Origin of the sequence: Pseudomonas sp. BS3767 (genome assembly GCF_900099665.1) — a bacterium.
Lineage (GTDB): Bacteria > Pseudomonadota > Gammaproteobacteria > Pseudomonadales > Pseudomonadaceae > Aquipseudomonas > Aquipseudomonas cerasi.
The window spans coordinates 839,630-857,107 of sequence record NZ_FNCX01000001.1 but is presented as its reverse complement, the minus strand read 5'-3'; the positions used below and the strand labels follow the sequence as shown (position 1 = coordinate 857,107).

Here is a 17,478-nt window from a genome sequence, read left to right as displayed (position 1 = left end):
CCGGCTCTGAAAACGAGGTGGCCGGGTGTTTGATCTCAACGATCTGTTTTATTTCGTCCAGGTGGTCGAGTGCCTGGGCTTTGCGCCGGCAAGCCGCAAGCTGGGGATCCCCAAGTCCAAACTCAGCCGGCGCATTGCCGGGCTTGAGGAGCGCCTGGGTGTTCGGCTGATTCACCGCTCGACCCGCACCTTCGCGGTGACCGAAAGCGGGCGTGACTATTACGCGCATTGCGTGGCCATGCTGGTCGAGGCCGAGGCTGCCGAAGAGGCCATCCTGCGCTCCAAATCCGAACCGCAGGGCAGGGTGGTGATCAGTTGTCCTCCGGCGTTGGCAGCGATGGGCTTCAACGAGACCATCGCCCGCTTCGCGGCCGAGCACCCCAAGGTTCAGATCCAGGTCGAAAGTACCAACCGACGCGTCGACCCGCTGACCGAGAACATCGACATTGCGCTGCGTGTGCGTTTTCCACCACTGGAGGACGACGGCCTGGTGGTCAAGAAGCTCGGGCACAGCGCTCAGCGTCTGGTGGCACGCGCGGACCTGGCGGCCAGGCTGTCGGCAACGCCTTCTCTAGAGGCGCTGTCGACACTGCCCAGCCTCGATATGCCCTCTTCGAATCACGAGCATCGCTGGTTGCTGGAGACGCAGCCCGGCCACTATGCCGAAATTCGCCACACGCCGCGGCTCATCAGCTCGGACCTGGACATGATGCTGCAGGCCGCCTTGCAGGGAGTCGGCGTGGCACAGCTTCCCGAGCTGATTGTCAGGGAAGCTTTGCAGGACGGACGCCTGGTAGAGCTGTTCAGCGAGCATCGACCCAAGTGCGGCATCGTGCATGCTGTGTTCGCCTCGCGCCGTGGCCTGCTTCCCGCCGTCAGGGGCCTGCTGGATGCGTTCGAGACCTCGTTCAAAGAACTGAGCCTCAGTCCGGACTCACTCTATTGTTCTCTTAATAGAACGAACAGTCGCATTCAAGACCACTAATCATCTATTGCGATCAAGGATAGGATGCTCGCCACTTCATCGCTCAGTGGCGATTTTCTTAAGGGAGCTACGTTATGAAACTATTGCACCTCGACTCCAGCATCCTCGGCGATCACTCCGCTTCGCGTCAGCTGACCCATGAGGTTGTCCAGGCCTACCTGAATGCGCACGCCGACAGCCAGGTCACCTATCGCGATCTTGCCAGTGACGCGCTTGGGCATTTCTCTGCTGCCAGCCTCGCTGCGGCGGGCACGCCGGTAGAAGTCCGTGACGCCGCCCAGCAGCAGGAAGTGGCAGGCAACGAAGCCACTTTGCAGCAGTTTCTCGATTCGGACGTGCTGGTCATCGGCGCACCCATGTACAACTTCACCATTCCGACCCAGCTGAAAGCCTGGTTTGACCGGATTCTGATCGCGGGTCGCACGTTCCGTTATTCCGAAGCCGGCCCTGAAGGCCTGTGTGGCGGCAAGAAAGTCATTATCGTTTCCACCTCGGGCGGTCTGCACGCCGGACAACCCACTGGCACCGGTCACGAAGAGCTGCTCAAGACGCTGTTCGCCTTCATCGGCATCACCGACCTGCAATTCGTCCGCGCCCACGGCCTGGCGTATGGCGAAGAGCCGCGTGCCAGCGCCATGAGTGCTGCCCAGCACTACATTCAGAACGAGCTGTTCGCGGCCTGATCAAAAGCCGTCTTCACGAAACTCTACAACCTGCGCGGGGTTTTCCTGCCGGGTTGTGGAGTTTTTTTGTTTCTGATGCATGGCGATGGGCTGCGCTGAACGGCGCGTTAACGGGATACAACCTTGACAGCTTTCTTACAGGTAACGGGGTTCTTACGGGACTAGACTGGGTTTGTACGAAAAGTCGGCGAGCGAAGGTCAGGCAAGGCAAAAACAGGCGAGGAACGGCCGGGGTCGCGTTCAACTCTACGTGTTGTAAATGAGCATTCAGATTGGACTCGCATCCGAGCCTGTTTTTAACGCAGCATCACCGAGCGCAGCCACTTTACGTACAGAGCCTAGGGTTTTCGAGCATCGCCTTGTCAGGCTGGCGGGAGTATTCGCCCTCGAGAAAAAACAACGGGCAGTTTATGGCCCGGCTTGTGCACTATTTCTGTTTTCAACACTCATATCTGGGTGGGAACGGCGCGCTGGAGCATGATGCTCGACACAAGCGCTTGATGGATTGTCCGGGCGAAGTTCCGGATTTGCAAAGGTTGGGCCTTGCCATGGTACGTCTTTGTGCAGTGATGCTGGTTTTCCTGCTCGATAGCCTTGTTTCGGTGCACGCTCAGGCGGATGAAGCCTGGAGCGCGGGGTACCACCAGTTGAGTTTCCCTGATCCGCTGGATTCCCAGCCGGTGCAGGCCATCGCGTTTTACCCGTCCACCGCCGCCGAGCAAGTGAGTACCCTTCACGGCTATCGTGTCGAAGCCGGTGAAGAGGCGCCTATCGCAATGGGCCGCTTCCCCCTGTTGTTGCTGTCACACGGCAACACAGGCACTCCGCTTGCGCTGCATGACCTGGCCACTTCGCTGGCGCGCCAGGGGTTTGTGGTGGTTGCCGTGGTTCATCCTGGCGACAATGATCGCGATCACAGCCGTCTTGGCAGCCTGAGCAACCTGTACGGCCGCCCGCTGCAGATTTCCGAAGCGATCAGCACGGCCTTGCTTGACCCCTTGCTGGCCCCCTATCTCAATGCCCGGCAAGTGGGCGTGATCGGTTATTCGGCCGGTGGCGAAACCGCGCTGATTCTTGCTGGCGCGCAACCTGATCTGCAGCGTCTGCGTCAGTACTGCGCCGAGCGCCCGACAGACCGCGATGCGTGCAAGACGCAGGGCGAGCTTGTCGCAGACCGTGATGACCTTCACGCTCAGGCTGATCCACGGGTTGGCGCGCTGATGTTAATGGCCCCGCTGAGCCTGATGTTCGGCCGCCACACGCTGGGTGATGTGCACGTGCCGGTGCTGATGTACGCGGGGGATGACGATCAGTTGCTGGCGATCGACCGAAACGCAGAAGCACTGGCGCGCAAGCTGCCGCAGCCGCCCGACTACAAGTTGCTGGCCGGGGCAGGGCATTTTGTCTTCATGGCACCGTGCAGTGACGAGCAACGCGCGACTGCTCCGTTGCTGTGCAATGACCCTGATGGCGTGGACCGCGAGGATATCCATCGTAACCTGAGTGCCGAAGCGGTGCGTTTCTTCAGCGCCGCGCTCAATTCGGCCGACGATGACCGTTCAGGCATGCAGACAGCGCATCACCAGTAAGCACGCCCTTCAGGCGTTCAGCGAACTCAGAAAATCACCGAACCCGCCCCTGGCTTTCGAGTCGAGGCGGGTGCTGGTGGTGACCCTGGGGCGGCAGCTCCAGGCGATCCGTGCTCCGATCAATTCCAGTTGCCGGACCAGATGCACGTCTTCATGGCAGGTCAGGGCCGGAAATCCACCGGCGCTGATATAGGCAATCGAGCTGACACCCAGATTGGCACCATGAATGTGTCGGTGACCGTCACGGTGCTGGTAATGCTGCAGATAAGCAGCCTGCGCAGCAGCCGAGATGTCCTTGCTCCAGTCGCCGGGCGTCACCGTTCCGCACACTGCGTCGGCATCCAGCGCCAGCTGTTCGGCAAGCCAGTCACTGGCCACGGTACTGTCGCCATCGGTACACGCCAGCCAGCGTGCGCCTCGGTCGAGGAGAAACGCCGCGCCCTGTGCGCGTGCCTGCCCCACGTTGCGCGCCGAGACTTCAAGAATCATCACACCATGGGCTCGTGCGATCTCCGCCGAGCGGTCAGTGCAGCTGTCGAGCACCACCAGCACTTCCACGCATTCGCCCTTGAGGTCGGGGTGGGCAGCCGCCTGCTTTATCGTTTCGAGACACAAGTCGAGTAACTGCTCTTCATTGTGCACCGGGATCAGAATGCCGATCATCGGAGAATTCCTGTTCTGCTACGGAGGTTCCATCACGACTCCACAGGTCCAGCAGGAAATCCTGTTCGTGATGACTGAAAAGTCGGTGCATGGACAATCGTGCAGCAAGGACGTCGTGGACCGCCTGGGCGTTCAGCGGGCAGCCTTCGATATCGGGCCGCCAATGACAGGCGAGCAACTGGCCGTCCGGTGACAGGGCCGCCAGTGCGCGGTCGATCAGGCCGTGCAGGTCGTCGGCGTCCAGGTAATAACCCATCTCGCTGAAGACGATCAGGTCGAATTCGCCTTGCGGCCATTGCTGTGGCAAACGCGCCTGTAACACTCTGGCATGGGGCAAGTCGGCCAGACGCTTGCGTGCCAGGTCCACAGCCAGGTTAGAGGTGTCGCAGCACACCAGCGCGTCGCAGCGCCCGGCAAGATCGGCACTGAGTTCGCCATTGGCGCAGCCGGGTTCGAATATCGAGCGGTAGCGCTCGCGGGGCAGGGCGGCCAGGGTCAGTGCGCGCTTGCGCCGTTCGTACCAGCGTTGCTTGAATGCCCACGGGTCATCGTTGTTGAGAAACAGCTCATTGAAATAACTGTCCTCGACGCTCATGTGAACACCACTTCAAAGGGGCGCAGCAGTCTTTCCAACACTGCAGCCGGCAAAACCGGCGAAAGACCGATTGCCGGATCACCCTGCAGCTGGCTGGTGAACGCTTGGGCGGCGTTGCGTTTGTGGGCCAGGGTCACCGGATCGAGCAGCAGCTTGCGCGCTCTGTCCCATGGCAGACGTTCATCTTCGGGGTCGGCCCAGTGCCAGGCCCAGACCGGTACTTCGTAAAACTGTGCTCCGGTCGTCGCGCAGGCTTTTGCACTGGCTCTGCCGACCGCTTCATGGTCGCTGTGGCCATCTTCTGCCCAGGTGGCGAACACCACGTCCGCAGGGCCCAGATGCTGTTCGAGAAAGGCCACCAGCCGTTCCTCCGACTCGGCCACGGCGCCATCCTGAAAGCCGCAACGCAACCACTCGAGGCCCTCGGCAGGTATACCGAGGCGATTCAAGGCTTCGGCACTTTCCTCGGGCCGGGCTCTGGACAGACGATCGACAGGCCACAGCGTGGAGCCTGGATGGCTGGCTGTACCATCGGTGACCGAGATCAGTAACAGGCTGCGCTCCAGTTGTGCCAGTTGGCTCATCAGTCCGCCACAGGCCAGTACTTCATCATCCGGATGCGGGGCGATGATCACGGCTCGGCAATTGGTCGGCACCAGCAAGTCGGCAGTGATCGCTGGCAAGCCGTTCAGCCTGACCGAAGCATTCCAGGCAGCAAGGGATGTCCCCTGGCCGGACTCGTCATCACTCACTACGAACCCTTCGCTCATGCTCTATACGCTCTCATAGTGACCACGTCCGTGCAGCGGGCAACGCCTTGCCGACTGATTGGCCCAATGCTGCCAGGTCCTGTTCGGCGTGGCTCTGACGCAGGAAAACCGGCAGGTCGGTGATCAACCGGGCAAAGTGCGGATCTTTGCAATAAGGCCCGGCGCCGACGGCCCGGCCCACATGCTGGATGACCAGATCGGCAGCTTGTTCGACATAGGCGCGGCAACGTCTGGCAAGCATCTCTGCATCGTCGGCCGGCGCTTGATCCAGGTGCGCGGCAGCTGCGCGCAGCACCTCGATTGCGGCATGCAGCGCCACGTCCGCAGCGCCAAGGTGCGCGAGGGCGTGCGGCTCCTCGCGCTTGCCGACATGGGCCAGCAGGCGCTGCGCGATGGCGCGGGATGCGCCGTACCAGCAGGCCGCAATGCCGATGCCGCCCTGCCAGAAGCCAGCTCTGTCGAGATAGCCACCCGGCGCACCGATCGCTTGACCGACGGCATTGTCGAAAACCACATCGATGCTGCCGGTAGCACCCATGCCCACTGCGCGCCAGCCGTCGCCGGTCATGTGTACGCCGGGCTGGTCAAGGCGCACTGCAATCAGTTGCTGCCGATGCTCGGCGTCCCATGCCGTTATCAATGCATGGCTCAACGCCGAAGCGCCCGAGCACCATGCCTTGCGGCCGTGCAGGCGAAGTGCATCGCCAGCGCCGCTGATATTCACCCGTGCCTGTGGCGGCTCTGCCGCCCACATGCCCCAGGTGCTGAATTGTTCGGGGGGCGGGGCACCCAGTTCCGCCATGATCGCCAAGGCGTCCGTGTGCCCCTCGTACAACTTGCACAACCCCAGGTCGTGGCCTGCAACGCAGGCCAGCGCCCGCCAGCGCTCAAGTGTCTGACCGCGGGCAGGCAGGGGAAGCTGATCCAGACCTTCGTTGACCAATGCCTGCAAGCACTCGCCCAGCGCACGCGTATCGGCATAACCGTGCTTGCGCCAGTCGAGAAACTCACTCAAGGCATCGATCATTGCTGGTCTTCACGCTTCAGTTCGAACAGCAACAGCGAACGCGGCGTCACGGTGTATTCCGAACCGAACGCAAAGTGCTCCTTATTGCGTGCATCATCCTGATTGGTGTCGATCAGGCACTCGTAATGGGTACCTTCAGGCACTTCCGGCAGGGTGAAGTTGACACCGTCATGATGCGCGTTGACCACCAGCAACAGCGTCGCGTCGGCACCCGCGCGACGGATACCGGTTTCCTGTGCACGACCATCCATCAGCATGCCCAGGCACCGGCCATTGGCATCGTGCCACTGCTCGACGCTCATCTCGTTGCCATCCGGAGCGAGCCAAGTCACATCCTTGACGCCGATTTCCTCGTTGTAGTCGCCTACCAGAAAGCGGCTGCGACGCAGGATCGGGTAGGTCTGACGCAGCTTGATCACGCGGGTGACGAACTTGAGCAGCGCTTCGCCATCTTCGTCCAGATCCCAGTTGATCCAGCCAATCTCGCTGTCCTGGCAGTAGGCATTGTTGTTGCCGTGCTGGGTACGCGCGAATTCATCGCCCGCAACGATCATCGGCGTGCCTTGTGCCAGCAGCAGGGTGGCGAAGAAGTTGCGCATCTGACGCAGACGCAGGCTGTTGATTTCCGCATCTTCGGTCGGACCTTCGACGCCATGGTTCCAGGACAGGTTGTTGTTGCTGCCGTCCTGGTTGTTTTCGTCGTTGGCTTCGTTGTGCTTGTCGTTGTATGACACCAGGTCATGCAGCGTGAAACCATCGTGCGCGGTGATGAAGTTCACGGACGCCTGCGGACGACGGCCACGCTGATTGAACATGTTGCCGGAGGCGGTCATGCGCGCAGCGAAATCTGCCAGTTGGCCTTCGTCACCTTTCCAGAAGGCACGAACGGTGTCGCGGAACTTGTCGTTCCATTCCATCCAGCCTGGCGGGAAACCGCCCACCTGGTAACCGCCCGGACCGCAATCCCAAGGCTCGGCGACCAGTTTGACCTGACGCAGCACCGGGTCCTGACGACAGGCGACCAGGAAGCTGTGGCGCTCGTCGAAACCGTCGTGGTAGCGGCCCAGAATGGTCGCCAGGTCGAAGCGGAAACCGTCGACGTGCATTTCCGAAGCCCAGTAACGCAGGGAGTCGGTGACCATTTGCAATACGCAAGGGTGGCTCAGGTCGAGGGTGTTGCCGGTGCCCGAGTCGTTGATGTAATAGCGCTTGTCGTCAGGCATCAGCCGGTAGTACGAGGCGTTGTCGATACCGCGCATCGACAGGGTAGGACCCATCTCGTTGCCTTCTGCGGTGTGGTTGTAGACCACATCGAGGATGACCTCGAGGCCCGCGTGATGCAGGTGCGCAACCATCTCCTTGAACTCGGCAATCTTGCCGCTCGCCAGATAACGCGGGTCCGGGGCGAAAAACGCGATGCTGTTGTATCCCCAGTAGTTGGTCATGCCTTTCTGCAGCAAATGCTGATCGTTGACGAAGGCATGGATCGGCAGCAGCTCGACGGAGGTCACACCCAGCTTGCGAATGTGCTCGACGACCGGCGCTGATCCCAGACCGGCAAACGTGCCGCGCAGCTCTTCGGCCACCTCAGGGTGACGCATGGTGATGCCGCGTACGTGGGTTTCGTAGAAAATCGTCTTGTCCCAAGGCGTACCAACGCGCTGATCACGGCCCCAGGTGTAGGCCTCGTCGATCACTTTGCTTTTCGGTACGAAAGGGGCGCTGTCGCGTTCGTCGAAGCTCAGGTCGCCGTCAGGATGGCCGATGGTGTAACCGAACAGCGCTTCCGACCACTTCAGTTCGCCGACCAGTTGTTTGGCGTACGGGTCGATCAGCAGCTTGTTATGGTTGAAACGATGACCATTCTTCGGATCGTACGGACCGTACACGCGGTAACCGTAGATCAGGCCCGGGTGCGCGTCCGGCAGGTAGCCGTGGTAAATCTCGTCGGTGTATTCCGGAAGTTCGATGCGTTCCAGTTCGATTTCGCCGGTGGAGTCGAACAGGCACAGTTCTACCTTGGTGGCGTTGGCCGAGAACAGGGCGAAGTTGACGCCCAGGCCATCCCAGCTTGCACCGAGAGGAAAGGGAAGTCCTTCACGAATGCGAGACGGGGTACTGCCAGGGTTGTCTAGCGGGGCCGAATTATCTTCTGCCGGTGTAGTGGACTTCGTATTCATGATGACTTCCTGACGTCGAATGATTTTCTGAGCGGCCAAGACCGCTATCGAAGCCGCAGGCTCCGATACTGACGATAATCTAAGGGGGTGTAGCAGGCCTCATCTCTGGTCAGAGCGAGACCTGCAATAACTGACCGGTGCGCGGCCAGAAGAGTTTCAAGAATTCGACGGCTTGCGCGGCTTCTTCGGAGCAGGCTTGGCAGGAGCCTCTTTGGCAGGGGCGTCGGTTGCAGCGGCTGCAGCGGGCTTGGCCTTGGGTGCAGGTTTGGCGGCCGCCTTGGGAGCAGGCTTGGGCTTGGCTTCACCGGCAGGCTTTGACGCAGGCGCCGATTTCGCTGCGGGCTTGGCTGCGCCTTTAGCCGGGGCCTTGGCGCTGTCTACCTCAGGCAGCTTGGGCTTGGTCGATTTGCGTACGCTGGACTTGTTCGGCGCCAGCGCTTCGGCTTCGGCCAGCTTGCGCGCCATTTCCCAGTGACGCTCGTCGTGACCGGAGGGTTTGCCCTCCGATTCCCAGATTTGGTAAGCAAAGTCGCGAATTCTTTTTTCGTCGGCACTCATCTTGAGACTCCCAGCTATTACATAGTTTGAATAAGCAGATTGACGGAAAATCTTTCAAGCGCTGCACTGAGCGGTACTTCCCGATCACTCGTCACGACAACGTCAGAAAAGAGTCCCTTCCAGTCAGAACCGGAGTCGGCAAACGGCAATATGATCCGCGTGTCGCCCCAATTGGCAGCATTAATCAATGGAGTTTGCGCAGTACCCAATAGTTCACTGCATGTGCGTGGTACTACGATGATAGCGCGCACTCCTTGCGTCTCCCGGGCAAAGGCCATCACCTGCTCGGCGTGACTGCCCTTTATTTCCAGAGGTTGATAACTGCCCTCGCTGAACAATACCGGATGTTCGGCGCGCAGGCTCAAGACCTTCGCGATCAGAGCCTGCTTGATGCGTCCGTCCTTCCAGTCAGTCAGCAGCTCGGCAACGCTTGCGTCTTCGGCCAGGGCCTGTTTCCGTGCAGCGTAGTCAACCGGGCGACGGTTGTCCGGGTCCACCAGGCTGAAATCCCAGAACTCGGTGCCCTGATACAAATCGGGAACACCGGGTACGCTCAAGCGTAGCAAGGTTTGCGCCAGGCTGTTGAGCGCGCCTGCGGTGGCAATACGGTTGGCCGTCGCACTGAGGGATTGGCGCAACGCCAAGGCTTCCGGTGCCAGCAGCAAACGCTCCAGAAATTCGCGGCAAGCGGTTTCGTAGGGCTGATTCGGTGCACTCCAGCTACTTTGCAGCTTGGCTTCGCGCAGGGCTTTCTCTTGCCACTGGACCATGCGTTTCGCGTATTCCTGGTGAGCTTCTTCACCCTCCAGGCTCAGCGGCCAGCTGCCCAGCAAGGCCTGGTAAAGCATCAGCTCGTCGCCGGCACTGATGGTCGGCTCGTCACCCTTGAGCGGCATTGCCAGCTGTCTCCAGCGCTCAACCTGTTCGGCGTACCACGGGGCGCACTCACTCAGGACCGCAAGACGTGTACGCGTATCTTCACCGCGCTTGTGATCGTGTGTTGCAGTGGTCAGCAGGTTGTCCGGAAACTTCTCCAGACGCTGCAGGCAGACCTGATGGAAGTCATCTACCGGCGCACTGAAGTGCTGCGGATGAAAACCCACATCGTTGCGCGAGAGCAGCACGGCAGAGCGGTAGAACGACGTGTCTTCGACTGACTTGGCGGCAACCGGGGAGGTCAGTTGCTGGAAGCGTACGCAGGCATTCTTGTAAAGCTTGCGCAGCGGGCCGCGTGGCAGTTTTCGCCACGGTTCGCCACCGAGCCAGCGTGCCAGGTAATCCAGCACTGGCCAGTCGCCTTCGTTCAGCGTCGCACGCGCGCCTTCCATTGCCTGCTGGAAATACTTGTCGTCCTGCGCCGAACGGCCGCATACCGAGATGTAGGTACGATAAATCGGGAAATTGACGATCAGCGCGAGCAGGGCACGGCGAATTGCACCCAGGGTCAGGTCGCGACTCATCAGGTCGCTGCGAGCAACCTGCAACAACGATTGGGCAACGTTCTCGAAATCGCCCGCCAGTGTGCCGTGCAGGACCAGATCCCGGGCCACCAGCACTTCCTGATCGAAGTCGGCGGTACGCTCGGTCAGGCGGCTCCACAGCTCACCCAGAGGCTCTTCGCCCTTGGGGTCGTGTTGCAGCAATGACACCTGATTCATGAACTCGTAACCCGTCGTGCCGTCAACGCTCCAGTCTTCACGCAGCGGCTCGTCGGGGCCGAGAATTTTCTCGACGAAGATCGGCAGATGATCGATCTGTGCATGCTCGGGACGCAGCTTGAGCAAGCTCTTAACCCGGCGGTGCAGCTTGCGACCGTAGCCGCGCGGGTCCGCCAGACCATCGATGTGGTCGATACGCAGCCCGTCGACCAGGCCGTCGGCAATCAGCTGGAATATTTTTCCGTGGGTCGCCTCGAACACCTGTGGCCGCTCGACACGCAGGCCGCCCAGCTCGTTGATGTCGAAGAAACGCCGCCAGTTGATGTCATCGCCAGCGGTGCGCCAGCTGGCCAGACGGTAGTGCTGACGCTCCAGCAACCGGTGCAGGCGCTGGAAGCCTTCCGGCTTGCTCGAATCGAAATGCGCGAGAATCTGCTCAATACCCTTGAGTACCTGCGGGTCCTTGGCCAGTTCGGCCAACTCGGTCCTGGCCTGGCGCGCGCGCTCATAAGCTTGCGGGAACTGCGCCAGAGCGGTGAAACGCTGGGCCATTTCCTTGAGTTGCGGGTGATCCACGGCCTGCAACAATGAGTCGTAGGTCAGTGGGCAGATCGGAAAGTGATGCTGATAGTGCTCGATGTAAAACGAGCCATGCTCGGCATCGAAGCGCAGCGGAATTTCACCGGCCTGCAATACCGTGCCGTAATCACTGCTCAGGAATGGCAGCAACAGCTGGCCTTCCAGCAGCGGGTCCGGCGAATTCCATTGGATGTCGAAGAACTCTGCATACGGGCTGCGACGGCCCCATTCAAGCAGGTCCAGCCACCATGGGTTGTCGGCACCGCCGACCGCCATATGGTTGGACACGATGTCGAGAATCAGCCCCATGCCGTGCTCGCGAAGGGTCTCGACCAGGCGCAGCAGGGCAGGCTCGCCGCCCAGTTCCGGGTTGATGACCGTGGGATCAACGACATCGTAGCCGTGCATCGAGCCGGCACGGGCTTTGAGCAGCGGTGACGCGTAGACGTGGCTGATACCCAGGCTGGCGAAGTAGGGCACCAGTGGCACAGCGTCGTTGAGAGTAAAATCCTTGTGGAATTGCAGGCGCTGGGTGGCGCGCAAAGGCTGTAATGGACGGGTCATTGATCACGCTCCGTAGCCTGCAGCCGGGATCGGGAAAGCAATTCCAGTCGTCGAGCAGCATTCGGGTTATCAAGCAGAGAGGCCGCATCGCCGGGAAGACGTCTGCGCCAGTTGGGGTGGCTGTCAATGGTGCCGGGCAGGTTGGCCTGCTCTTCGACACCCAGGGCGTCTTCTATCGGCAGCAAGACCAATGGCGCACGTGTATGGCCAAGGTAGCTGATGCTCGCGTCGATGATCTGGGCCGGGTCTTCAGTACCGGAGGGCATACTGTCGATGTTCTGGCTCAAGGCACGCCGCAGGCTTTCATATTCCCGCGTGCGCTCTTCGCGCCACTGCGATTCATGCTGATCGTCAATGTGACCGAGGCGCGCGTTCCACTCGATATCCAGCTCGCTGAGCCAGCCTGCGAGGGTAGGCAGGTCGTGGGTACTGGTGGTCGCCAGCGCTTGATCCGACCAGTCGAGAATCGGCTTGAACTGACCGTTGTTTTGTTCGAACAGCAGTACGCGCATGCCAAGAATCGCCCTGGCACTGAGTTTTTCGCTCAGGCCTTCAGGCACCGTACCAAGGTCTTCACCCAGCACGATCGCCTTGTGCCGCCAGGATTCCAGGCTCAGCAGGCGAAGCATGTCGTCTAGCGGGAAATTAAGGTACGCGCCTTCGCTGGGAGGCGCCCCCTGCGGGATGACCCACAGGCGCTGCAAGCCCATGACATGGTCGATACGCAAGCCGCCGGCATGGGCGAAGTTGGCCCGCAGCATCTCGATGAACGCACGAAAACCGTTGCGCTTGAGGCCGTCCGGTGAAAACGCGGAAATCCCCCAGCTTTGGCCAGCACGGTTGAGAATGTCGGGTGGTGCGCCGACGGTCAGGGCTGACAGCAGCTCGTCCTGGCGGCTCCAGGCCTGGCTTCCGGCGCCATCGGCACCCACGGCCAGATCGGCAATCAGGCCGACGCGCATGCCGCTGCTGCGTGCTGCCACCTGCGCGCGCTCCAGACCACGGGCTATGAGCCATTGGGCGAACGCATGAAAGCTGATTTGCTCGCTATGGTTTTTGGCAAACTCTGCGACGGCTTCACCGCGAGGGTCTTTGAACTGTTCCGGCCATTCATGCCAGTTGTTACCGATGTTCAGTGTTTCGGATTCGGCACACAGCGCTTCGAAGCGGCAGTGATTTTCCAGCGCTTCACCACCGCTGTGGCGGAAGCTGTTGAAGTCTTCGTGCAGTGGGTGATCACCCGCACTGAAGCCCTCATAAAGCGCGTGAAGCGCTTTCCATTTGGCATTGGCCGCAGCTGGCCAGTCGATCAGCGTCTGTGTTTCAAGACGCTTCATCTCGTCGCCGACACGCGCGTCTTCGATTGCCTGACGCCACGCACTTTCACCGAGAATCGCACCCGGCGACGCATACAGGCTGTTGAGAAACAGCCTGCTGGAAGGTGAATAAGGGCTGTAACGGTGAGGGTCGTTGGCGAACATGGCGTGGATCGGGCTGATGCCCAACGCGTCGGCACCTCGTTCCCCGGCAGAGCGCAAGACCTTCTCCAGTGCCTCGGTGTCACCAAAACCGCCATCACCTTCACGGCGCAAGCTGTAGAGCTGAGCGGTCAGTCCCCAGCCGTGCGGCTTCGAGGTGTCGGTCGCCATTGCCATGCTGAAGCAGGTTTTCGGTGCGACCGCGATGGTCAGGTGCTGGCCGGCAATTTCCAGCTGTTGGTAGCCGGGCGGGGCAAGTGCCGGAAGCTCTGCACTGGAGGTCAGTCTGGCATCCAGTGAAGAGCCGTCTTCGAGGTGAAGCGTAAACGGCGTTTGTGGAGCAAACCATTGCGACAGGTCCAGGTTGCTTTCTACATCGACCGTCAGCAGCGGCGGGGCAGTGGTGCCGTGACTGGCCTTTTGCAGGCGCAGCAGGCTGGCATCGATAGCCTCGCCGTTTTCAGCCGGATAGCCCAGCGCCTCCAATACCTTGCGCAGCACATCAGGGCTGACGGTCTGCGGTCGAGCGTTGGCATCGACCCAGTGAACCGACAATCCTGCCTCGGTTGCAAGCCTCTCCAATTGCTCATTGTTCATCCTGTTCCTCCAGAACATCGCTTGCTTTCAGGCTGACAATGGCCGTGTAAGCATTGAGGATGCCGCGTGGGGAAAGTTCGGACGATTTTTCGGCACTGGAGAATATCTCGCGGGCACCCGTTTGCGGCGGTGCGTCGACCGCGTGCTCACTGAGATTGAGATCAATGCGCAGTTCGCTGCCATCACCCAGCGTCCAGCGCGCACTGACCGCCTTGTCACCAAGAATATCGGTCTTCAGGAAGCGTGCACCCTGCAGGCGCGGCATGATTTCCTTGTGCCGCAAGGCCAGCAACTGCGTGTAGAACTCCAGCCAGCTGCGATGATCAAGGCCTATGTCGGTGTCGAGATCGACCGCGGAAAACGCCGGGCGCGACGCTTCGAACGTCTTGATGTCATTGGGATCAGGGATGTGCTCGCGCTTTTCCGGGTCGGCAAACGCGGCGAAATCAGCGAACTCCTTGCGACGTCCTTCACGTACCGCATCGGCCAGTTCGCCGTGGTGGCTGGTGAAGAACAGAAACGGCTCGCTGGCCGCCCATTCATCGCCCATGAACATCAACGGGATCATCGGTGAAAGCAGCAACAGGGCGGTGGCGGCCTTCAATGCAGCAGGCGCGCAGAGCTGCGGGAGGCGTTCACCGAGTGCGCGGTTGCCGATCTGATCGTGGTTCTGCAGAAACAGCACAAAGGCCGACGGCGGCAGATGCGCGCTGGGCTCGCCTCGCGTGTGCCCATGACGCGTCGGTTCGCCTTGGTAGACAAACCCCTCGCTGAGCAGGCGCGCAAGCTTCTGCGTCGGCTCTTTGGCAAAGTCGGAATAGTAGGCGTCGGTTTCACCGGTCAACAGCACGTGGAGGGTGTTGTGACCGTCGTCGTCCCATTGTGCATCGAAGCCTTTTTCCAGAAGACTGGCCTGGTTGAACTCGTTCTCAAGGTTCAGCCACACGTGCCTGCCCGGTTCAATGCGCCCGCGAACCCGCTCAGCAAACTCCGGCAGGAAGGTCTTGTCGCGAATGGCGTGCACCGCGTCCATGCGCAGGCCGTCGAAGCGATACTCGAGCAGCCACATCAGGGCGTTATCGACGAAAAAGTCGCGCACCTGCGGGCGCCTGAAGTCGATCGCATCGCCCCATGGGGTGTGCAGGTCGCTGCGGAAAAACTCCTTGGCGTAACTGCCCAGGTAGTTGCCGTCCGGGCCGAAGTGGTTGTACACCACGTCCAGAATCACCATCAGGCCAAGACCGTGAGCGGTGTCGATCAGTTGCTTGAGCTGTTCAGGCGTGCCGTAGGAGGATTGCGGAGCATAATGAAGAACGCCGTCGTAGCCCCAGTTGCGATCACCGGGGAACTGCGCAAGCGGCATCAGTTCGATCGCAGTAACACCCAGTTTGGCGAGTCGCGGCAGGTGCTTTTCCACGCCAGCGTAGCCGCCCATGGCGCCCACGTGCAGTTCATAGATCACCGCTTCATGCCATGGACGTCCGTTCCATGCAGTGTTTTGCCATGAATAAGCGTCAGGGTCGACTACAAGGCTTTCAGAGTGAACGTCATCGAGCTGTGCGCGGGAGGCGGGGTCAGGAACGTCCAGTTCGTGGTCGATCCTGAAGCGGTAGCGAGTACCCGCCTTGCAGCGGGCCTCAAGGACGAACCAGCCGTCGGACTGAGGCAGCATGGCCAATGACTGGCCATCCTGCAGTTCGACATTTACGAAGGAGGCATCCGGTGCCCAGAGGGCAAACCGGGTGTGTTCAGGGTCCAACAAAACGGCGCCGTGGCGCCAGTTATCGTCTGTACGCAGGGGCATCCATTAAATCCTTAACCTAGTAGTTGCTGGAAATACTCACGTTTTTCTTCAACAGATCGCGATAGAGATCTGCGTAGGGCTCTACCGCCTGATGCCAGTTGAAGGGAGCCGCCATTGCACGGCAGCGCATGGCGTTGAGCAGTTCGGGATGAGCAAAGACCTGAAAAGTACGATCCAGGGCCTTGGTGTAGCTTTCGACTGTCGATTCGTTGAAGAGGAAACCAGTGACACCGTCTTCAATCGTATCGGCCAGGCCACCGGTATTGCGTGCGACAGGCAGAGAGCCGAAGCGTTGCGCATACATCTGGCTCAGCCCGCAAGGCTCATAGCGGGACGGCATCAGCAGGAAATCGCTGCCAGCGAACATGCGTCGCGCGTCGGTTTCGTTGAAGCCTATGCGCACGCCGATACGCCCGGGGAAGCGTGCCGCCAGTTCACGCATGGCCTCTTCTTCCTCGGGTTCACCGCGGCCGATGATTGCGATCTGCCCGCCATTGTTGACGATGTGTTCGGCGACGCCGATCGTCAGGTCCAGACCTTTCTGATACACAAGGCGTGATACCACTGCGTACAGCGGCCCGGTCGAGGCGTCCAGTTCGAACAACTCACGAACGTAGTCAGCGTTGATTTCCTTGCGCATCCATTCATTGGGCGCAAAGTGGCAGATCAGGTGTTCGTCGGTGGCCGCATCCCAACTTTCGTCGATACCGTTGGGGATACCGCTGAGCTGACCCTTGTTGGCCTTGCTTTGCAGGAAGCCTTCCAGGCCGCAACCAAACTCCGGAGTAGTGATTTCCCGAGCGTAGGTGGCGCTGACGGTCGTGATGTGGCTGGCAAAGGCCATTCCAGCCTTGATGAAAGACAGCTGGCCGTAAAACTCCATGCCTTCAGGGGTAATGGCGGAGTCCGGAATGCCCAGCTCACGGCTCGACGTCGTACTCACGGTCCCTTGATAGGCGAGGTTGTGAATAGTGAAGATGCTTGGCGTGGACTGCCCGCGCCAGCGCATGTAAGCAGGCGCCAGGCCGGCTGGCCAGTCGTGGGCATGAACCAGCTCGGGGCACCACTGGCTCTTGACTTCGCCAGCGGCGAACTCGGCAGCTGCCAGGCCCAGACGGGCGAAGCGAATATGGTTATCGGACCAGTCACGGCCGGTGCTGTCGGCATAAGGGGTGCCTTCGCGCTCGTAAAGCTCCGGGCAGATCAGCACGTAGATCACCAGGCCATCTTTCATGTCCATGCGACCCACCTTGCAAGGCGGCAGCGCTGCATGCCCGCCCAGCTGGCTGATGATATGGATCGGATTACCGCTGTTGATGACCTGCGGATAACCTGGAATCAGCACTCGCACGTCGTGCAGGTGGCGCATGGCTCGCGGCAGTGCGGCAGACACATCGCCCAGGCCACCGGTTTTCACCAGATCGGCCAGCTCGGAGGTCACGAACAACACTTTGCGTCTGTTGACTTGAGACATGGTCGGCTGAGGCTGAACAGTCGACGTTGGCATTTGCAGCACAGGAACGCTCTTGGTAGAGAACACCGGCAGATGAGTCAGCTCGCCGACAGGCTGGTTAAAACTCTCTCCCTTCTGGGTTTTCACAGCGGCGCTAATCATCAATTTTCCCCTTAAAACAGTCTTGGTGCATCACTTGATTTTTATTGGCCATTTCCTATGGCCGGGTACACATACGTGCACTACGCAAGATCGATACCCGTTTGGACCATGCATAGTGACAAAGCGGTGTGAT

The 17,478-nt window shown here is 60.4% G+C and carries 13 protein-coding genes; 3 read left to right on the top strand and 10 right to left on the bottom strand.

What is annotated here, in order from left to right; translation table 11 throughout:
- Nucleotides 1-25 precede the first annotated feature (25 nt).
- The 3 genes from BLR16_RS03270 to BLR16_RS03260 all read left to right on the top strand — a co-directional run bounded on the left by BLR16_RS03270 (nt 26) and on the right by BLR16_RS03260 (nt 3,257).
- Entirely contained in the window at nt 26-985 is a 960-nt protein-coding gene (locus BLR16_RS03270) for a LysR family transcriptional regulator (RefSeq protein ID WP_003364502.1), read from the top strand.
- A 74-nt stretch (nt 986-1,059) separates the two neighbouring features.
- On the top strand, nt 1,060-1,668 hold the full coding sequence (locus BLR16_RS03265) for an FMN-dependent NADH-azoreductase (protein ID WP_003364501.1): 609 nt from the start codon (nt 1,060-1,062) through the stop codon (nt 1,666-1,668).
- Between the two features lie 548 nt (nt 1,669-2,216).
- Nucleotides 2,217-3,257 carry an alpha/beta hydrolase family protein gene (locus BLR16_RS03260; protein ID WP_004413784.1) on the top strand — a complete coding sequence of 347 codons (1,041 nt, stop codon included), beginning with the start codon at nt 2,217-2,219 and terminating at the stop codon, nt 3,255-3,257.
- 9 nt (nt 3,258-3,266) lie between these two features.
- Here the strand turns inward: BLR16_RS03260 and BLR16_RS03255 are convergent, their stop codons facing one another.
- The 10 genes from BLR16_RS03255 to glgA all read right to left on the bottom strand — a co-directional run bounded on the left by BLR16_RS03255 (nt 3,267) and on the right by glgA (nt 17,345).
- The gene (locus BLR16_RS03255) at nt 3,267-3,920 is read right to left on the bottom strand and encodes a glycosyltransferase family 2 protein (RefSeq protein WP_003364497.1); all 654 of its coding nucleotides are present in this window, start codon (nt 3,918-3,920) and stop codon (nt 3,267-3,269) included.
- Nucleotides 3,889-4,515 carry a class I SAM-dependent methyltransferase gene (locus tag BLR16_RS03250; protein WP_074806152.1) on the bottom strand — a complete coding sequence of 209 codons (627 nt, stop codon included), beginning with the start codon at nt 4,513-4,515 and terminating at the stop codon, nt 3,889-3,891. The genes BLR16_RS03255 and BLR16_RS03250 overlap by 32 nt, the downstream gene beginning before the upstream one ends.
- Complete coding sequence (locus BLR16_RS03245) at nt 4,512-5,285, bottom strand: PIG-L deacetylase family protein (protein ID WP_003364494.1); 774 nt, start codon at nt 5,283-5,285, stop codon at nt 4,512-4,514. The genes BLR16_RS03250 and BLR16_RS03245 overlap by 4 nt, the downstream gene beginning before the upstream one ends.
- 13 nt (nt 5,286-5,298) lie before the next feature.
- Complete coding sequence (locus BLR16_RS03240; protein WP_054081015.1) at nt 5,299-6,312, bottom strand: acyl-CoA dehydrogenase family protein; 1,014 nt, start codon at nt 6,310-6,312, stop codon at nt 5,299-5,301.
- On the bottom strand, nt 6,309-8,492 hold the full coding sequence (glgX, locus tag BLR16_RS03235; RefSeq protein WP_004413777.1) for a glycogen debranching protein GlgX: 2,184 nt from the start codon (nt 8,490-8,492) through the stop codon (nt 6,309-6,311). Before glgX ends, BLR16_RS03240 begins: the two co-directional genes overlap by 4 nt.
- A 156-nt stretch (nt 8,493-8,648) precedes the next feature.
- Nucleotides 8,649-9,050 (bottom strand): DUF2934 domain-containing protein, encoded by a 402-nt coding sequence (locus tag BLR16_RS03230; protein ID WP_058417352.1) that lies wholly within the window; start codon nt 9,048-9,050, stop codon nt 8,649-8,651.
- A gap of 17 nt (nt 9,051-9,067) precedes the next feature.
- Complete coding sequence (locus BLR16_RS03225) at nt 9,068-11,851, bottom strand: malto-oligosyltrehalose synthase (protein ID WP_092194091.1); 2,784 nt, start codon at nt 11,849-11,851, stop codon at nt 9,068-9,070.
- The gene (gene malQ, locus BLR16_RS03220; protein ID WP_058417354.1) at nt 11,848-13,926 is read right to left on the bottom strand and encodes a 4-alpha-glucanotransferase; all 2,079 of its coding nucleotides are present in this window, start codon (nt 13,924-13,926) and stop codon (nt 11,848-11,850) included. Before malQ ends, BLR16_RS03225 begins: the two co-directional genes overlap by 4 nt.
- Nucleotides 13,916-15,730 carry a malto-oligosyltrehalose trehalohydrolase gene (gene treZ, locus BLR16_RS03215; RefSeq protein WP_004413771.1) on the bottom strand — a complete coding sequence of 605 codons (1,815 nt, stop codon included), beginning with the start codon at nt 15,728-15,730 and terminating at the stop codon, nt 13,916-13,918. The genes malQ and treZ overlap by 11 nt, the downstream gene beginning before the upstream one ends.
- 16 nt (nt 15,731-15,746) lie before the next feature.
- Nucleotides 15,747-17,345, bottom strand: coding sequence for a glycogen synthase GlgA (gene glgA / locus BLR16_RS03210; RefSeq protein WP_004413769.1), 1,599 nt, complete (start codon nt 17,343-17,345; stop codon nt 15,747-15,749).
- Between the last annotated feature and the right edge of the window lie 133 nt (nt 17,346-17,478).